This window comes from Aromatoleum sp. (genome assembly GCF_032027225.1).
Lineage (GTDB): Bacteria > Pseudomonadota > Gammaproteobacteria > Burkholderiales > Rhodocyclaceae > Aromatoleum.
On record NZ_JAVSMM010000007.1, the window covers coordinates 42477 to 59386 of the forward strand.

18 protein-coding genes and 1 pseudogene are annotated in these 16910 nt (G+C 62.8%); 14 read left to right on the forward strand and 5 right to left on the reverse strand.

The window, feature by feature from the left end:
- The first annotated feature begins 23 nt into the window (after positions 1-23).
- Entirely contained in the window at positions 24-1277 is a 1254-nt protein-coding gene (locus tag ROZ37_RS09760) for a hypothetical protein (RefSeq protein ID WP_312659139.1), read from the forward strand.
- Between the two features lie 175 nt (positions 1278-1452).
- On the opposite strand, the gene ROZ37_RS09765 is transcribed toward ROZ37_RS09760, so the two are convergent.
- From ROZ37_RS09765 to ROZ37_RS09780, 4 genes are all read right to left on the reverse strand, one after another.
- On the reverse strand, positions 1453-2043 hold the full coding sequence (locus ROZ37_RS09765) for a DUF305 domain-containing protein (protein WP_312659140.1): 591 nt from the start codon (positions 2041-2043) through the stop codon (positions 1453-1455).
- Between the two features lie 194 nt (positions 2044-2237).
- Positions 2238-2573, reverse strand: a complete 336-nt coding sequence (locus ROZ37_RS09770; protein ID WP_312659141.1) for a four-helix bundle copper-binding protein — start codon at positions 2571-2573, stop codon at positions 2238-2240.
- Between the two features lie 791 nt (positions 2574-3364).
- Positions 3365-3760 carry a CopK family periplasmic copper-binding protein gene (locus tag ROZ37_RS09775; protein WP_312659142.1) on the reverse strand — a complete coding sequence of 132 codons (396 nt, stop codon included), beginning with the start codon at positions 3758-3760 and terminating at the stop codon, positions 3365-3367.
- Between the two features lie 606 nt (positions 3761-4366).
- On the reverse strand, positions 4367-4507 hold the full coding sequence (locus ROZ37_RS09780; protein ID WP_312659143.1) for a hypothetical protein: 141 nt from the start codon (positions 4505-4507) through the stop codon (positions 4367-4369).
- Between the two features lie 122 nt (positions 4508-4629).
- Between ROZ37_RS09780 and ROZ37_RS09785 the strand changes: the two are divergent.
- A pseudogene (locus tag ROZ37_RS09785) lies at positions 4630-4893 on the forward strand (cation-transporting P-type ATPase); the annotation flags it as partial.
- Between the two features lie 59 nt (positions 4894-4952).
- Here the strand turns inward: ROZ37_RS09785 and merR are convergent.
- A complete protein-coding gene (gene merR, locus ROZ37_RS09790; protein WP_312659145.1) occupies positions 4953-5363 on the reverse strand; it encodes an Hg(II)-responsive transcriptional regulator in 411 nt (136 codons plus the stop codon).
- A 42-nt stretch (positions 5364-5405) separates the two neighbouring features.
- On the opposite strand from merR, the gene merT reads away from it, so the two are divergent.
- The 12 genes from merT to ROZ37_RS09850 all read left to right on the forward strand — a co-directional run bounded on the left by merT (position 5406) and on the right by ROZ37_RS09850 (position 16884).
- Positions 5406-5789 (forward strand): mercuric ion transporter MerT, encoded by a 384-nt coding sequence (merT, locus tag ROZ37_RS09795; protein WP_312659147.1) that lies wholly within the window; start codon positions 5406-5408, stop codon positions 5787-5789.
- 26 nt (positions 5790-5815) lie between these two features.
- Complete coding sequence (gene merP, locus ROZ37_RS09800; protein ID WP_409449951.1) at positions 5816-6091, forward strand: mercury resistance system periplasmic binding protein MerP; 276 nt, start codon at positions 5816-5818, stop codon at positions 6089-6091.
- On the forward strand, positions 6088-6312 hold the full coding sequence (locus ROZ37_RS09805) for a GDCCVxC domain-containing (seleno)protein (RefSeq protein ID WP_312659149.1): 225 nt from the start codon (positions 6088-6090) through the stop codon (positions 6310-6312). The genes merP and ROZ37_RS09805 overlap by 4 nt, the downstream gene beginning before the upstream one ends.
- 218 nt (positions 6313-6530) lie before the next feature.
- A complete protein-coding gene (locus ROZ37_RS09810) occupies positions 6531-6893 on the forward strand; it encodes a hypothetical protein (RefSeq protein ID WP_312659150.1) in 363 nt (120 codons plus the stop codon).
- A 137-nt stretch (positions 6894-7030) separates the two neighbouring features.
- Complete coding sequence (locus ROZ37_RS09815) at positions 7031-8383, forward strand: TolC family protein (RefSeq protein WP_312659151.1); 1353 nt, start codon at positions 7031-7033, stop codon at positions 8381-8383.
- 17 nt (positions 8384-8400) lie between these two features.
- Positions 8401-9966, forward strand: a complete 1566-nt coding sequence (locus tag ROZ37_RS09820; RefSeq protein WP_312659152.1) for an efflux RND transporter periplasmic adaptor subunit — start codon at positions 8401-8403, stop codon at positions 9964-9966.
- 15 nt (positions 9967-9981) lie between these two features.
- A complete protein-coding gene (locus tag ROZ37_RS09825) occupies positions 9982-10323 on the forward strand; it encodes a P-II family nitrogen regulator (protein WP_312659153.1) in 342 nt (113 codons plus the stop codon).
- A 10-nt stretch (positions 10324-10333) separates the two neighbouring features.
- Positions 10334-13516, forward strand: coding sequence for a CusA/CzcA family heavy metal efflux RND transporter (locus tag ROZ37_RS09830; RefSeq protein ID WP_312659154.1), 3183 nt, complete (start codon positions 10334-10336; stop codon positions 13514-13516).
- Between the two features lie 85 nt (positions 13517-13601).
- Positions 13602-13952, forward strand: coding sequence for a hypothetical protein (locus ROZ37_RS09835; RefSeq protein ID WP_312659155.1), 351 nt, complete (start codon positions 13602-13604; stop codon positions 13950-13952).
- Positions 13953-14064: 112 nt separating this feature from the next.
- Positions 14065-14622 carry an ankyrin repeat domain-containing protein gene (locus ROZ37_RS09840; RefSeq protein ID WP_312659156.1) on the forward strand — a complete coding sequence of 186 codons (558 nt, stop codon included), beginning with the start codon at positions 14065-14067 and terminating at the stop codon, positions 14620-14622.
- Positions 14623-14805: 183 nt separating this feature from the next.
- Complete coding sequence (locus ROZ37_RS09845) at positions 14806-15702, forward strand: LysR family transcriptional regulator (RefSeq protein WP_312659157.1); 897 nt, start codon at positions 14806-14808, stop codon at positions 15700-15702.
- A 615-nt stretch (positions 15703-16317) separates the two neighbouring features.
- The gene (locus ROZ37_RS09850) at positions 16318-16884 is read left to right on the forward strand and encodes an aminodeoxychorismate/anthranilate synthase component II (protein ID WP_312659158.1); all 567 of its coding nucleotides are present in this window, start codon (positions 16318-16320) and stop codon (positions 16882-16884) included.
- Positions 16885-16910: the final 26 nt, after the last annotated feature.

Consider the following 16910-nt stretch of genomic DNA (forward strand, 5'->3'; position numbering starts at 1 on the left):
GTTTCGCAGACCGCATACCCCATATGCAACAAACCCTATTGCCTGTGGCACAAGCATACAAACTCGACCCGGAATCGGTGTACAACACTTGGTTCGTCAGCAGCGATGAGCGAATCAAGGCGTTCCGCAGCATCCGGCGCGGTGTGGCCACGATTATCGAAGACATAAAGCAGCATCGTTTTCCGAATGATTTCAGGGGGTCGTCGCTGGAATTCGTGCTCGCCTGCATTTCAGAGCAAAAGCAGGTATTCGAAGGGGCTGCGCATCCATTTTATTGGAAGCCAAAACTGCGTATTCCCGATATTTACGAGAACGAATCCAATAAGCAGGCATTCGGACAATTCCTCCATGTTTGTCTACGTACTACCGATGGGCGGAGCCTTGAAAAGGAGGTCCTAAAGCTTTCCGGAAAGTGCATCAAGGGGCTCGGCCCCTCGGTCGCGAACATCCTCTATTTCCTTCATCCAACGTTGTTTCCGCCGTTCAACACGGCGATGTTGAACGGCTTTAACGCATTGTTTCAGACGAAAAAGAAGCTCGGATCCTGGGAGAGCTATCTTGAAATGCGCGAGACGATCATCGAAGCTAACGCCGCGCTCGGCATTTTGTCGAAGGATCTCGGCGCATTTAGCGGCATGCTTTTTGATATCGGCGTCGGTAGGCTTGGAGCGACCGGCGCCGATTCTGTCCTAATTTCGGCACGCGAGAAACTCGAGCGGATCCGGCGCAAGCGTCACGAACAGGTGCAACACGATCTGACCGAAGAGCGGCTACATACCAAAGTGCAGTATCAGTTATGCGAACTCGGTCGCGTGCTCGGTTATGACGTTTTGGTCGCACGGAACGATCGTAGCGCCGCCTACCAAGGCAGCCCGCTTGGATATCATTGTCTCGACCGTCTGCCGGACTTGGGCTTGTCTTCGGAGGTTCATGCAACGGCCGAACTCATCGACGTATTGTGGCTCTTTAGTGGGGAGGCGAGAATCGCCAGTGCCTTCGAAGTCGAAAAGAGCACGTCCATCTATTCTGGCATCCTCCGCCTTACCGACATGGCGCTATCGCTTCCTGGCCGGGAGGAGCACCTTTACCTCGTCGCTCCCGCATCACGTGAGAAGGAAATCACTGATCAGTTGAAGCGGCCGATGTTCCAGAGGCCAGGCGAATTTTCCTTGAGTTACATCCTGTTTGAGGATCTCGACTTTCACTTTGAGTCCATGTGCAAGCTCGGAGAAGATCGTCGGATTCTCAGCCGGCTCGCCTGTCGCTGCGGCGCTTGACGCCGAAATGTCTCAAAGCCCGACCTGATCGCCTCGGCGGCGCCGATTGGTGCGACCAGGAAGTCGGGCGTGCGCGGCAGCTGCGAAAAGCGTCGTCTGAAGCCGCGCGGGGAGTTCGACCTTCCCCGCGTCGTTGTTCGGCTTCCGCCCGCTCGATGCAACAACGGCCAATCGTTCAGCCCCTCATCCGCCGCTCGCGGGGCTTGCATTCCCCATACCATTCGCAAAGCCAGCTTCGCATCAGCCGAATTTCCTCAGCCTGCGAGGCAACGATGTTCTCGCATAGGCCGATAAGTTCTGGATGGTAGGCGCGCTCCATGCATCGCGCGCCTTCGATTACGGCCATACGATGATGCCGAATCATCAGTTCGAGAAAGCGGATTTCGTACTCCGCGCCGGCAAGTGAGGCGAGCTTTTCCATCCGTTGCATGCTTCCGGGCGTCATCTCGGGCTGGTAGCTACTGTCGTACCAAGTTTGCAGCCAGGTTTGCATATCGACGTTCTCCGCCTGCTGCGCCGTGATGATTTGTCGGCAGAGCGTCCGCAACTCCTCGTGGACGGCCTTGGCGACGCAGTCCTCAGACATCTCCACCGCCATCGCGTGGTGGTCGATCATCCCTTCCATGAAACGCGTTTCAAACACCGCCTCGGCATGTTCGGGGGCGGGCGCGTCCGCCGCCGCTGATAGCGAAAAAACGCACGCGATTGCAGCCAGGCAGGACCGGGCGCGGGCACCGAGAGATAATGCGATGGAGTGATTTGTCATTTCTTGAGCTTCCTTGTGAGGATGTGCGTTCAGGGGCCGAGACGGACACGAAAAAAGGCAACAGCAAGCCGTCGGACGCGAAAGCGGGGGCGCCCGGACAACGGCGCCCCGTTTCGATCAGGCGTCTGGGGACAGCGCCGGATAGTCGAAGCGGCCGGCCGACGAGGATTTATCGGCCGCCGCGACGCCACCTGTCACGCAGCGCCACTCATACGCCGGCACTCCTCTGCGCACCGGCGGCACGCCTGTGCGCATTCCTGACAATGTGCCGCCTGATGCTTCGCGCACTCATCGCCGCACGCGTCGCACACTTGCGCACATAACGTGCAAATTTGCTTCGCGAACTCGCTACCTCGCGCCATATAGGCAGCCGCGAGGCGGCAAATCGCCGCGCAGTCGATGTCGAGCGCGATGCAACGCGCCATTGACTTCACGTCAGGCTCCTGAAGGCAAGCGGTGGAGCAGTGGTCGCAGGCGTCGGCGCAGGCATTGCAGGCGTCAACGCAGGATCGAAACTGTTGATGAGCCATTAGTAACCTCCGAAGTTAATTGGCCGCCCTAGACGGCCTGGGTAGCAACTATCGGTTGTATGGAACCGAACAGTGCTCGCTTTGTTCGGCGACGGCGCTCAACTCTTAGGGCGTGGTCGGGGTGGAGCGAGGGTCACTGAATGGAAGTCGTCGTCTGTGAGAACGGCCCATTTTTCCGTTCCAGCCATCGACAACCGCTGTTCCGCTGGGGGCAGCAAAACGAAACCATGGGGCGGATTACAATCGTGGAGGGCCCGCTCACGTGGGATTGAGGAGGGGCCGCTAGCGCCGCGGGAATCGAAAAACGCGTGGACGCTGAGCGTCTTCTCTTCGGGGGAGGACGCTACAGGGAGAGGACACGACCGGGCGTGCTGCACCCCGACAGGTGCGGCGAGCAAGAAGCTCAGCACGAGGCTGACGAAGATGTGCGTTCCGTCCAGGAGCAGGCGAGGGCGAGCCATGTAATAGCGACGAAAGGGTCAGTCAGTGGCGGCCTTAGTTGACCTACGGCCGAGCTGATCTCGATTCGCGCCGACAGGCGGGAGGGGTGCAGACGAAGGGTGAAGAGTAGTTGGGCGGGGCTTAGTCAGAGCGCACGCCGGGAAGCGGCTATGCGCTTTCCTGACATGGCCCCGCCAATCGGCGTCCTCGTCGGGCCAAGACTGCTTGAACGTCGATTGAGGGGCGGCAAAGGGCGTCCAAAGCACAAGGCATTTTTTCATTGCTGCCCCCCATTTCTTGAGCCCCCAGTCGTCCTCAACACTCGGGGTTGTCTCGCATGTGTGGGCGCGCTAACCGCCGCGGTGAATGGCATGAACCTCTTGGAGCCGCCAAAGTTCATTGCCCTTCATCACCACCGTCTCGCCGTCCACGGTCTTCATCGGATGGCCGCCCTCCATTGAGAAGGGCCGTCCGACTCGGTTTTCCATGGCCATCTTTCCGTCCTTGAAGACGTAGAGCGTGCTTCCACCCTGCAGCGTCGTGCTACGCACACCGGTGGCCGCAGATTCCGTCACAGTCGAAAAACCGGGCGCAGGCGCGTTGTCATTCATCGGCGTCCCTGACTGAAGATGGTCGAGCCAGTGCAGTACGCCGGCCTCCGAATAATCTTCGTGGGCTGCGGCACCAAACGAGGCAAGACCGAGCACGACGCCGGCGATCACGGTACTAAGCGCTGTCTTTTTCATGATGATCCTCTCTTAGATTGTTACGGGTCCGTGTTGGATACCCTGGAAACATCATAAGAAGAGGGGGCTGACCGGGCGGTGACGTGGCACTTACGTTGAAGTCATTCGCATGTTATTTCTCTGCAATCTTTCCGGATCCATCGCGCCACCGCCTCGGTGTTTTTCAACGTCCTTCAATGAAAGTGACGATCTGGTCCTGCCAATATTCCCGGTCTCGGTCGAGTTCGCTCAGAAAGATGTTTCAATAATCTGTTTCGCGCGCCGTTGAACACCTCCTGATGTCGCAAAGGTGGAGGGGAAGCTGGCAAGGTAGATGGGGGGAGCTGCCGAAGAAACGACGTGCCTTTGGCGAGCGGTGTTGTTCCGCTTGCATTTACAACTGTTGCAGTTGTAATCGTCGCGTCATCTTGTACACAGACAGAGCCTGCTAGGCTGTTGCGCCCGGTTTTTCCACTTCAGACCCGCACTGAAACAGGGACAGGGTCACTTGCGAAGTGCAAAGCGCCGTGAGATCCGAGCCAGCTGATGGTGCCACTTGCACCAACGGCGTAGTCAACACCGCCGCTGTCCGAGTTTGACTCAGACCGTGTGAGGGCTCACGGCAGGTTACTTGTCGCTGTGGCGGTTGAAAAAGAGATATTTGATCGCCGCGGCGGCAACAACGACCACAACCAGAATTAGCAACAAACCCAACAGTCCCATGCCGAGCATCATCCCGCCCATGCCCTCCATCATTCCCATGCTCATCTCAGGGTAGCCTCCGTCCCCCTCGCCACGGCTCATGATACACCCGGCGGACGCTCACCCCTGAGCCTTCAATCCAACCATGGCGCTTGCGATTGGCCAATCAGGTACGTTGGAATCGCGAGGGGGCGGTGGGCACGGACACGGTGATCGAGACAGCGGACATCGCGTTTATGGACGACAAACGGCGCAAGCTGCCGCGCTTCATCACGCTTTTGCGAGGAACCTCATACAGACTAAAGCAGAACAACACGCTCGCCCACGGCATCAAGGCGCTGTTTTTTGCGCCTGCACCTTCGAGACAAGCAACGCTGTGAATGGCGGTGTTCGCCGACATGGGGGCGAGTCTGATCGTGGCCATCAATAGGCTGCGGCTGGTAGGCATATGAGCGACGAGCAACTTACGTAGTCGCGACCATGATGGTCGCGTCCGGTCTTTCAGGTTCGATCATGCGTTCGATTGCAGCGAAGCGATGAGCGGACACGTCACAGCACCTCGCGACGACCCACACCGGACGACGAGCTCACTCAGCACCGACTCGATGTTGCGCAGATCGGCGAGCCTTACCCTCACGGCAGTGAGCTTGCGCTCGGCGAGGCTGCGTGCCTCGTCGCACTGGGCGCCGTCCTCGAGCTTCAGCAGTTCGCCCACTTCCTCGAGCGAAAAACCGAGCCGTTGCGCTGACTTGATGAAGCGCACCTGGGCAAGAACGCCGTCGCCGTAACGGCGAATGCCGCCGCGCGGCCGCTGGGGCTCAGGCAGCAGGCCCTTGCGCTGGTAGAAGCGGATCGTCTCGACGTGGACACCCGCCGCCGCGTCCAACGCGCCGATCGACAAACCGTCGGACGGGTTCTTCATCGCGCTTGATTCCGTACTTAAGTACGGAAGTAAGCTTACACCATGGATTGGAAGACCTCGATCAACAATCGCCTCGATAGCCGCCGTGATGGCCGCGGCAGCCTGATCACCGGCGGAGTCGCAGCCGTCCTCGCGTCGGCCTGCTGCCTTGGGCCGCTGGTGCTGCTGGCGCTCGGTTTTTCCGGCGCATGGATCGGCAGCTTGACCGTCCTCGAGCCCTATCGCCCGCTGTTCGTCGCGACGGCTGCCGCCTCGCTGCTGCTTGCGTGGCGACGAATCTGGCGGCAGTCAGCCGCGACGTGTACGCCTGGCGTCGTGTGCGGGGCCCCGCCGGTCAATAGGGCGCACAAGCTTCTCTTCGTGATCGTGGCCGTGCTGGTGCTGATTGCGCTCGTCTTCCCTACGATCGCACCATGGTTTTATTGAAAGGAGAGTCGAACGTGAGAACACCTCTGCTGGTGCTTACATCGCTGATCGCGCTTTCGCTGCCGACTTGGGCCGCTTCCACGACAATCACTCTGTCGGTGCCGACGATGGATTGCCCGGTCTGCCCGATCACCGTCAAAAATGCGCTGAGCAAGGTTGCCGGCGTGGAGGCGGTGACGGTGAACTTCGACAAGCGCGAAGCGACTGTGACCTTCGACAACGTCAAGACGAATGTCGAGACGCTGACCCGGGCGACGCACGATGCGGGCTACCCTTCCAGCGCGGCTGGCGGCAAGCGATGAGCGCGATTGTTCTCGAATCGACGCTGTCCTGCCCGGCCTGCGGTCACGCGAAGACGGAAACGATGCCGACCGACGCGTGCCAGTGGTTCTACGAGTGCGAGCGGTGCCACGTGGTGTTCAGGCCGCGGCCGGGCGACTGCTGTGTGTTCTGCTCGTACGGCACCGTGCCGTGCCCCCCCGTCCAGGCGGACGGGAGCCGGTGTGCTTGTCACAGGGACTAGCTCATGCGTGCCTCGACATCGGGCCGCACCTGATGCAGGTGGTATGCGGTGAGACCCCACACCCGCGGCGCCGTTTCGAGGGCTGCGGGCGGTGCTCAACTTTGCATGACCGGTACAAGCTGTGGCGCCCCTCCGATGCATTGGTCAAAGTGCGTCCGTCCCGCCGCGGGTGCGCTGGCGAAGTGACGGCAGATTCGCGTTAACCTACAATCGGTCTCGTGCGCAATTACGTGATCGCCTTGCTCGTGTTATTTCTGCCGCTGCAGTGGGGAACCGCTGTCCTGGCTGCGTATTGCCTGCACGAGGAGGGGCCGGCCGCCGTGCAGCATATCGGCCATCACGCACATCACCGCGAGCATCATGGCAGCACAGTGAAAGCCGATGCGGGGCAGAAAGGCAAGGCATGGGACGCGAGTTGCAGTGCCGACCACGAACACAGCCACTGCACTCACGCCATCGTTCATGACTCGCGCCTGCCCGAGATCTTTGCATCCGGGACAGGTGAAAGCCTCTACGGGACGTTTGTCCCCGACCCTCCGTTCGACAACCTGCTTCGTCCGCCCCAAGTCACCCTCGCCTGACAAGCCGGCGAAGGTAATCAGTGTAGTCCACGCACCGATCGATTCTCGATCGCGCACTCTCCCTCGTCGGTTTTCCATGATCCGTCTCGCTGCGCCCATCGCCCGAGCGTATCGGACCTTTTTCCGACGAGGATTACATGAGAAGAATACCCCCGAGGGGCGGCGTGACGCTGTGTGTGGCGTTGTGCCTTCCCGTAGCCGCATGGGCGCAGGACCGCCCCACGACCCGCTCCCCGAACGTTGAATCGGTACCGGCTGCGCTTGCGCCAACGCCTGCCCAGGCGCCGACCGCGATCGCCGCGGCAGGAGCACAACGACTCTCCCTGCGCCAAGCCATCGACCTTGCGCTCAGCCATAACCCGGATCTTGCGGCCGCCGCGCTGGAGGTGAGCGCCAACGAAGGCATTCGCCAACAGGCGGGCGCATACCCCAATCCCGAACTTTCCTACCTGCAGGAAGACACGCAGCGCGCAACACGCACCACCACGCTGCAACTGAACCAGCCGATCGAACTGGGCGGCAAGCGGACGGCACGCCTGGTCGCAGCCGAGCGCGGCTACGCCATCGCAACCGAGGACTTGGCGGCACGGCGACTGGCGCTACGTGCGGCCGTCACCACGGGCTATTTCGATGCGCTCGCCGCGCAGGAACGCGTGCGCGTGGCAGACGAAGCCCTTGAATTGGCCGGGCGCGCGACGCGCGCGGCGGCTTTGCGCGTGAAGGCCGGCAAGGTGGCGCCGATCGAGGAAACCAAGGCGCAGGTCGCGGAAGCCGGCGTGCAAGTGGAAGCAAATCAGGCGCGCAGCGAGTGGCGGGGTGCGCAGGCACAACTGGCTGCGCTGCTCGGGCAAGGCCAGCCTCACGCTTTGGTGCTCGATGGCCGTCTCGACGCGTTGCCGACCGCCCCGACGCTGGACGACCTGCAGCGACAGGTGGAGAACGCGCCAGCGCTGCGGCGGGCGCGACTGGAGATCGAGCGCCGCATGGCCCTCACCGAACTCGAGAAGGCACGCCGTATCCCGGATCTCACCGTCAGCCTGGGGGCGAAGCGCGAGGAAGCGCTCGGCCGCAACCAAGCGGTCGTCGGCGTGTCGATTCCGCTCCCGCTGTTCGACCGCAACCAGGGCAACCTGTTGGAGGCGCTGAAGCGCGAGGACAAGGCCCGCGAGGAGCTGAGATTCGCTCAACTTCAGGTTTCCGCCGACGCCGTGCAGGCGCGCGAGCGGCTGGAGTCGGCCCGCACGCAGGCCGGATCGCTCGCCACGCAGGTTCTCCCCGGCGCACAAAGCGCCTATGAAGCGGCGGTCAAGGGATTCGAACTCGGCAAGTTCAGCTTCCTCGAGGCGCTCGACGCCCAGCGAACGCTGCTGGAGGCGCGCGTGCAGGCGCTGCGCGCGATGGCCGAGGCGCATCGCGCCCGCGCCGAACTGGATCGCATCCTGGGAAGCGGTGATGCGGAACCCCTCGCATCCGCGCCCGCTACCCGTTGAAAGCATTGGAGACATCTATGAACGAACCGAAACCCAAGAAGCAGATGTTGGCGATTGTCGCCGTTCTCGCCGCCGGATTCCTACTTGGCGCCGCGATCCTGACCAGCGAGAAAACCGCCCCGGCCGGCGACGGGCATGGCGAGCACCAGGAGGCAGCCCATGACGACGAGAAGGGCGGCCAGCATGCCGACGAGCACGACGACGAAGACGGCGAGGCGCACGATGAGGCGCGTGCCGAACCGGCGAAAGGTCCGCATGGCGGCAAGTTGTTGCGCGATGGGCGCTACGCAGTCGAAGTGACGATCTTCGAGACCGGGGTCGAGCCGCAGTTCCGCCTGTACACCTATCTCGACGGCAAGCCGCTCGCTGTCGACCAGAGCCAGGTCGAGCTCACGCTCGAGCGCCTGGGGCAACCGGCGCAAGTCTTCAAGTTCGAAAAGGAAAAGGACTACCTCAAGGGCGACGCCGTGGTAGTCGAGCCGCATTCCTTCGCGGTGAAGGTACGGGCGGTGCATGAGGGCAAGACCTACCAGTTCGGCTACGAACAGGCGGAAGCTCGCGTCGCGATGACCGATGCGCAGTTGCAGGGAGCGGGCGTGGAACTCGCCACTGCGGGGCCGGCCATGATCGGAACCACTGTGAGCCTGCTCGGGGAGGTCCGCTACAACAGCGACCGCACCGTGCAGGTTGTGCCCCGACTGGCAGGGCTGGTGGAGTCCGTTGCCGCCAACGCCGGCGACCGCGTTCGCAAGGGTCAGGTGCTGGCCGTGCTGAGCAGCCAGGCCCTGGCGGATCAGCGCACGGAGTTCCTCGCGGCACAGCGCCGCCTGGCCCTTGCACGCACCACGTACGAGCGTGAGAAGACCTTGTGGGAAGAGAAGATCTCCCCGGAACAGGACATGTTGCAGGCGCGCGCCGCGATGCAGGAAGCCGAGATCGATGCGCTGAGTGCGCGGCAGAAACTCGCTACGCTGGGCAGTGCGCCGGGGGGCGACGGGAGCCTGACGCGCTACGAGCTGCGCGCGCCGATCGACGGTGTCGTCACCGACAAGCGGGTCTCGGTGGGCGAATCGGTCAAGGAGGATGCCGGCTTGTTCACCGTGTCCGACCTGTCGTCGGTGTGGATCGAGGCGCCGGTGTCGGTGCAGGACCTGGCCGTGGTCGCGACGGGGCAGAAAGCGAGCGTGCGGGCCAATGCCTTTGAAGCCGCAGCCGAAGGCCGTATCGCGTATGTCAGCGCGCTGATGGGCGAACAGACCCGCAGCGCGATGGCACGCATCGTCGTAGCCAACGACAAGGGGCTGTGGCGACCGGGTTTGCCGGTCACCGTCGAGGTGCTTGCGGACGAAACGCCGGTGCCGGTCGCCGTAGCCGCCGACGCGATCCAGGACCTGCGCGACTGGAAAGTGGTGTTCGGCCGTTACGGCGATGCGCTCGAAGCCCGACCGCTCGAACTGGGCCGCAGCGACGGCCGCCATGTCGAGGTCCTGAGCGGGCTCCGGGCGGGCGAACGCTATGCCGCGAAGAACAGCTTCGTCATCAAGGCAGAGCTGGGCAAAGCCGGCGCAAGCCACGATCACTGATCCGGAGGCACGACGATGAAACAGATCACCGCAATCATTCGCCCGCAGCGGCTCGAAGCCGTGGAAACGGCACTCCATGCGCTGCCGCACCTGCCGGGTTTCACGGTTTTCAAGGCGAGGGGGCACGCGCGCGGCCACGGCCAGGATCACCATTTCGTTGCCGACGAATGGAATCCGGATGCACACGACGCGCTGGTCCTGCTCGTCCTGTGCGCCGATGACGATGCGTCGGCCATCGTCGAAGCCGTGACCGCGGCGGCCCATACCGGCCATCCGGGCGACGGCATCGTCGGGATCGCGGAGCTTGCTGCGGCGGTGCGTATCCGCACCGGCGAACGCGACGCTGCGGCACTCTGAGGGATATCCCATGTTCGAACGCATCATCCGTTTCGCCATCGATCAACGATGGATCGTCCTCCTGGCTGTGCTCGGCATGGTCGGAATGGGCATCTATAATTACCAGCGCCTGCCCATCGACGCCGTGCCGGACATCACCAACGTCCAGGTGCAGATCAACACCGAGGCCCCCGGCTACTCGCCGCTGGAGGCCGAGCAGCGCGTCACCTTCCCGATCGAAACCGCGATGGCGGGGCTGCCACTGCTCGAAGAGACGCGCTCGCTGTCGCGCTACGGGCTGTCACAGGTTACCGTCGTGTTCAAGGACGGCACCGACATCTACTTCGCGCGCCAGCTTGTCAACGAACGCATCCAGGAGGCACGCAGCAAACTGCCCCCCGGACTCGCGCCGGCACTCGGACCGATAGCCACCGGTCTCGGCGAGATCTACATGTGGACGGTGGAAGCCGAGGACGGCGCCCGGAAACCGGATGGCACGGCCTACACGCTGATGGACCTGCGCGAGATCCAGGACTGGATCATCAAGCCGCAGCTGCGCACCGTGCCGGGCGTGACCGAGATCAACACCATCGGCGGCTATGCCAAGGAGTTTCACGTCGCACCGCTGCCCGACCGTCTGGTGTCGTTTGGCCTTGCCATCAGCGACGTCGTGACCGCGCTGGAGCGCAACAACGCGAACGTCGGCGCCGGCTACATCGAACGCAGCGGCGAGCAGTACCTGATTCGCGCCCCCGGACAGGTGTCGAATATCGACGACATCGCCAACGTCATCGTCGGACACGCCCGCGGCGTGCCGATTCGCATTCGCGATGTGGCCGAGGTGGGCCTGGGCAAGGAGTTGCGCACCGGCGCCGCAACGGAGAACGGCCGCGAAGTGGTACTGGGCACGGTGTTCATGCTGATCGGCGAGAACAGCCGGGACGTGTCGCGCGCGGTCGATCAGCGCCTGCAGGCGGTCAACAAGACGCTGCCCGCGGGTGTCGTCGCCAAGACCGTTTACGACCGCACCTTGCTTGTCGACAAGGCCATTGCGACGGTCAAGAAGAACCTGACCGAAGGTGCACTGTTCGTCATCGTGATCCTGTTCCTGTTTCTCGGAAACATCCGTGCGGCGATCATCACCGCGCTGGTGATTCCGCTGGCGATGCTGTTCACCTTTACCGGCATGGTGAGCAACAAGGTCAGCGCCAACCTGATGAGCCTGGGCGCGCTCGACTTCGGCATCATCATCGACGGCGCGGTGGTGATCGTCGAGAACTGCGTGCGGCGCCTTGCGCACGCGCAGGCCGCGGCCGGGCGCCCACTGACGCGCAACGAACGCTTCCATGAGGTGTTCGTGGCCTCCAAAGAGTCGCGGCGGGCGCTGCTCTTCGGTCAGCTCATCATCATGGTGGTGTATCTGCCGATCTTTGCGCTGACCGGGGTCGAGGGCAAGATGTTCCACCCGATGGCGTTCACCGTCGTGACGGCGCTCGTGGGCGCAATGATCCTGTCGGTGACCTTCGTGCCGGCTGCCGTGGCGCTGTTTCTCTCGGGCAAGATCAGCGAGAAGGAAAACCGCCTCATGACCTGGGCCAGGTGCGGCTATGCCCCGAGCTTCGACTGGGTGATGGCGAGAAAGCCGCTCGTGCTCACGATCGCGTGCGTTTGCGTGGTGCTGTCGGGCTTGCTCGCGACGCGCATGGGCAGCGAATTCATCCCGAGCCTCGACGAAGGCGACGTTGCCTTGCACGCGCTGCGGATTCCGGGCACCAGCCTCACTCAGTCTATCGCCATGCAGATGCAGCTCGAGCAGACGGTGAAAGCCTTCCCCGAGGTCGATACCGTGTTCGCCAAGATCGGCACCCCCGAGATCGCCACCGATCCGATGCCGCCGAACGTGGCCGACAACTTCGTGATCCTCAAGCCGCGCGACCAATGGCCGGACCCGAAGCGACCCAAGGCCGAACTCGTCGAGGCGATGCAGACCGCTGTCCAGCAGGTACCGGGCAACAACTATGAGTTCACGCAACCGATCCAGATGCGCTTCAACGAGCTCATCTCGGGGGTTCGCAGTGACGTCGCGGTGAAGGTGTTCGGTGACGACATGGACGTCATGACCGAGACCGCGGAGCGCATCTCCGAGGTGCTGGAAGGCATTCCCGGGGCCGCCGATGTGAAAGTGGAGCAGACGACCGGCTTGCCGATGCTGACGGTGCACATCGACCGCGACCGCACCGCCCGACTGGGCCTGAACGTCGCTGATGTGCAGGACAGCGTCTCCGCCGCACTGGGCGGCCAGGAGGCCGGTGCGGTGTTCGAGGGCGACCGGCGCTTGGATATCCTGGTTCGGCTGCCCGAAGCCTTGCGCAGCGACCTCGACGCGATGCAGCGCCTACCGCTCCGGCTACCGGCCGGGGACAACGGTGCCGCCCGCGGATTCGTGCGCCTGGGAGACGTCGCAAGCATTCGATCGGCGCCCGGTCCGAACCAGATCAGCCGCGAGAACGGCAAGCGCCGTGTGGTCGTGACGGCAAACGTGCGGGGTCGCGACATTGGCTCCTTCGTGGCGGAAGCCGAAGCCCGGATCACCGAAGCCGTAGAGGTGCCTCCGGGCTACTGGACGACTTGGGGCGGCACTTTCGAGCAATTGCAGAGCGCCGCCCAACGCTTGCAGATCGTGGTGCCGGTCGCGCTGCTACTGGTCTTCACGCTGCTCTTCGGGATGTTCGGCAACATCAAGGACGGATTGCTTGTGTTCACCGGCGTGCCGTTCGCGCTCACGGGCGGCATCCTTGCGCTGTGGCTGCGCGATATCCCGCTGTCCATCTCGGCCGGCGTCGGTTTCATCGCATTGTCCGGCGTCGCGGTGCTGAACGGACTGGTGATGATCTCGTACATCCGTAGCCTGCGCGACGATGGCCTAGCGCTTGACGACGCCATCCGCGAGGGCGCGCTGACGCGACTGCGCCCGGTGCTGATGACCGCGCTGGTGGCGTCTCTGGGGTTCGTGCCGATGGCCATCGCTGTCGGGACCGGCGCCGAAGTGCAGCGGCCCCTGGCAACGGTCGTGATCGGCGGCATCCTGTCCTCCACCCTTTTGACGCTGCTGGTGCTGCCTGCCCTGTACCGGCTCGCGCACGCCCGCGATGAGCAAAGGCAATTGTCGCGAATCGCGGTCGTCACGCCGGCCGCGCCCGCTGCAAGCATCTAATTGAAACTGAAACCGGGTACGAACCGTGCGGGGCAGCCTGCCAGCGAAATGCGCTCGCGTTCGTACCCAATCGAGAGAGGTTCAAATGAAAGTACGTACCCAGATCGTTTTTTTCGCAGCTCTTGCCGGCCTTACGGGATGCGCGAGCAATATCGTTCATGAAGGGAAGTACGCGCAGGATGAGGGATGGCGAAAGGGAACTGTGGTCGAGATCGGGCCGGCGAAAAACCTGAAGCGGCCGTCGTTCTATGACTGCAGGACCGGGGCATCGGACAAGGAAGGCAACGAGCCGTACGTGATGGTCGCGTTCTTGCGCAATGGACACCCGTATGCGCGCGCCGCCAAGCTGCCGGCCGATGCCCAGTTGCAGGTCGGTGACAAGGTGTACGTGAACTTCAAGGACTGTAACGCACCGATCCCGAAACGCAACTCATGAACATTCGACCGGATGGAATTCAATTGATGCGCTTGTCTCGCGGGACGCAGGGGGGGCGTTGCAATGGATCAACGGCCGGAGATCCTTGGTTCGTCTCGTCAGGACCAACACGATGCATGACGACATCCATCACGAAGCCTGGCGCGACCGAGTGACCCCGGAACTGCTCGACGCCGTTCGCCAAGGCAACGTCCCGGAGGTGCGGAGGAGGCTGGATGACGGATTGCCCGCCAACTGGCAGGACGCCGAGGGATGCAGCCTGATCTTCCTGGCGGCATATCATCGCCAATGGGCCGTCGTCGACAGCCTACTGGCGCGTGGTGCATCGGTCGACCTGCCGGATCGTCGGGGATGGACGCCCCTCTTCTGGGCCGCCTTCAACGGTCATGCCGACATTGTCTCCTTCCTGATCGGCCGCGGCGCCAGTCCCGACGCGCGCAACGCGGACGGGGAGTGGCCCTTGTTTTGGGCCGTCTACAAGGGCCACACGTCGGTGGTCCGGCATCTCCTCGTCGGCGGTGCGAGGCGGAACCAGCTCGATGCGGAGGGACATGACGAACTCTGGCTCGCACAGACTTTGGGACGGCAGGACATCGTTGCCATCCTGGAGGGGTCTCGAGCCCGGCATACGAATCGCCACGTCCGGAAACATCCGGGCGGGACAATTTGATTCCAACCTTCGACGTCCGTCACATCGCCCCTTACCCCCGGCTCCAACTGGTCCCATGAGGTTCACTCCGCAACTTCCCTGCATTTGCCTTCTGAAAAACAACAGCGGAGGTGCTGACGGGATGCGGATGAAGGTGCTGGGGCCGGAGAGGCCGAACCAGACCAAGACAGACGGGAGGTGGCTGTGGATTTCAGATTGCTGCGTTACTTCGTCGCAGTTGCGGAAGAACTACATCTGGCCCGTGCAGCCGAGCGTCTGGGCATCGAGCAATCGCCTGTGTCGCGTGCGATGCGCGACCTGGAAAACCAGCTTGGCGTACAGTTGTTCGACCGCAGCACACGTCTGACGCGGCTGACCTGGGCCGGCCAAGTGTTCCTCGGCGAATGCCGGCGCGTGCAGGCTACCGTGGAGCAGGCAATCAAGAGCGCCAAGGCGGCGGCACAGGGCTACCAAGGCAGTCTGCGCATCGCCATCTGCGACAGACTGGCGCAGCCCCGCATTGCCACCTTGCTGGCACGCAGCCGCGAGGATGAGCCCGAGCTGGAGATTCGCGTCTTCGAGCTGCCGTTCGCACAGCAGCTCAAGATGCTGCACAACGATCTGCTGGACATCGGCTTTGCGTTGTCAAACGCGGTGCATGATGGCCTCGTCGCCGAGCCGGTGTGGACCGATCCGCTGTCGGTGATCGTGCCCGCACGCCATCCCTTGCTGGCACACGTGCAGGTGCCGCTGGCCGAAGCCTTGAAATTCCCGCTGGTTCTGTGCCATCCCGAATCGGGATCGGGCTGCCGCCATCAGAATCAAGCGATGCTGCAGGACGCAGCCACGCCGCTCAAGCTGGTCGATGAAGTGACCAGCCTGGGCGTGATGTTGACCCTGGTCGGCGCCGGCTACGGCATCGGCTTCGCCATCGCCTCGCAGGTGCAGACGCTACAGCGCCCGGACATCTCCGTTCGTCCCTTGGCCGGCACCCCACCGATGCTCTCTACCTACCTGCTGCGCCGCCAAGGCGAACCCTCGGAGCCCATGAAGCGGTTCATCGGGCGGGTGAGGGCCATGACCGCACGGTCGGAGGATTGACCTGTTTTCGTGATGGTCCCAGGCGCCAACGAGGCAAGCGCAGGACGTGCTACTACGGTAGACGGCTTGCGGGACGTCCGTGGTAAAATTAATTGAACATGAAGCTGCTGTGGGAAGCACTTTTCCGCATGCACTTTCCGGTCAACTGACTCAGGTCTGCCATGGCCCGTACCGCTTCGATCAACGTTGCTCAGTGGTGGCGTTTCCAGTAGGAAGCGGCACGTCGTTGCGGCCTTGAGCTGCACCTTGCCGCCGTGTCGGTGGGCAAGATCAGGCAGATGGCTCTCCGGCACGGCGGCTCCAAGATCAAAGGAGATTGCCCGATGCCCCTAGAGCTCCTCAACATAAATATTGTCGTGTGCGCCACGTCTTGGTGGCGTTTGGCCCCGTGCGTCTCCAACCGGCGCCCAGGCTCCCCGCAGTCTCGTCAGCGACCCCGTGCGCGCGCGTTGCTTCAACGCGACGCGGTGTTGCTTCCTGTGCGGGCTGCCGCTAGCTGGGGCAGTGTTTCGGCGCTTGCTCCGCTGGAATCTGGTACCAATGTGTATAACGATGTGAGTAATGCGCGCGGTGTAAACAAGCATACTGCTTATAAATTAATAGGTTATATGTGATATGTTACTCATGATCGACAACTACGACAGCTTCACGTACAACCTCGTGCAGTATTTCGGCGAGCTCGGCGCGGACGTGAAGGTGTATCGCAACGACGAGCTGACGCTCGAACAGCTCGCGGCGCTGAAGCCCGCGCAACTCGTGATCTCGCCCGGGCCATGCACGCCGGCCGAAGCCGGGATCTCGGTGCCCGCGATCCGTGAATTCGCCGGCAAGCTGCCGATCCTCGGCGTGTGCCTCGGGCACCAGAGCATCGGCGCGGCGTTCGGCGGCAAGGTGGTCCACGCGAAGCGGCTGATGCACGGCAAGACCTCGCCGGTGTTCCACGAAGGCCAGGGCGTGTTCCGCGGGCTGCCGAATCCGGTCACCTGCACGCGTTATCATTCGCTGGCGATCGAACGCGAAAGTCTGCCCGACTGCCTCGAAGTCACGGCGTGGACCGACGACGGCGAGATCATGGGCGTGCGCCACCGCACGCTCGCGGTCGAGGGGGTGCAGTTCCACCCCGAATCGATCCTTTCCGATCAGGGCCACCAGCTGCTGCGGAATTTCCTCGAACAGAACTGAAACCCGGCCCGGCGCCGCGCGGCGTC

Coding starts and splice junctions, on each gene's coding strand:
- ROZ37_RS09760 (WP_312659139.1), top strand. CDS start 24: ATGCAACAAACCCTATTGCCTGTGGCACAAGCATACAAACTCGACCCG.
- ROZ37_RS09765 (WP_312659140.1), bottom strand. CDS start 2,043: ATGACAAATCACTCCATCGCATTATCTCTCGGTGCCCGCGCCCGGTCC.
- ROZ37_RS09770 (WP_312659141.1), bottom strand. CDS start 2,573: ATGGCTCATCAACAGTTTCGATCCTGCGTTGACGCCTGCAATGCCTGC.
- ROZ37_RS09775 (WP_312659142.1), bottom strand. CDS start 3,760: ATGAAAAAGACAGCGCTTAGTACCGTGATCGCCGGCGTCGTGCTCGGT.
- ROZ37_RS09780 (WP_312659143.1), bottom strand. CDS start 4,507: ATGAGCATGGGAATGATGGAGGGCATGGGCGGGATGATGCTCGGCATG.
- merR (WP_312659145.1), bottom strand. CDS start 5,363: ATGAAGAACCCGTCCGACGGTTTGTCGATCGGCGCGTTGGACGCGGCG.
- merT (WP_312659147.1), top strand. CDS start 5,406: ATGGATTGGAAGACCTCGATCAACAATCGCCTCGATAGCCGCCGTGAT.
- ROZ37_RS09805 (WP_312659149.1), top strand. CDS start 6,088: ATGAGCGCGATTGTTCTCGAATCGACGCTGTCCTGCCCGGCCTGCGGT.
- ROZ37_RS09815 (WP_312659151.1), top strand. CDS start 7,031: ATGAGAAGAATACCCCCGAGGGGCGGCGTGACGCTGTGTGTGGCGTTG.
- ROZ37_RS09820 (WP_312659152.1), top strand. CDS start 8,401: ATGAACGAACCGAAACCCAAGAAGCAGATGTTGGCGATTGTCGCCGTT.
- ROZ37_RS09825 (WP_312659153.1), top strand. CDS start 9,982: ATGAAACAGATCACCGCAATCATTCGCCCGCAGCGGCTCGAAGCCGTG.
- ROZ37_RS09830 (WP_312659154.1), top strand. CDS start 10,334: ATGTTCGAACGCATCATCCGTTTCGCCATCGATCAACGATGGATCGTC.
- ROZ37_RS09835 (WP_312659155.1), top strand. CDS start 13,602: ATGAAAGTACGTACCCAGATCGTTTTTTTCGCAGCTCTTGCCGGCCTT.
- ROZ37_RS09840 (WP_312659156.1), top strand. CDS start 14,065: ATGCATGACGACATCCATCACGAAGCCTGGCGCGACCGAGTGACCCCG.
- ROZ37_RS09850 (WP_312659158.1), top strand. CDS start 16,318: ATGTTACTCATGATCGACAACTACGACAGCTTCACGTACAACCTCGTG.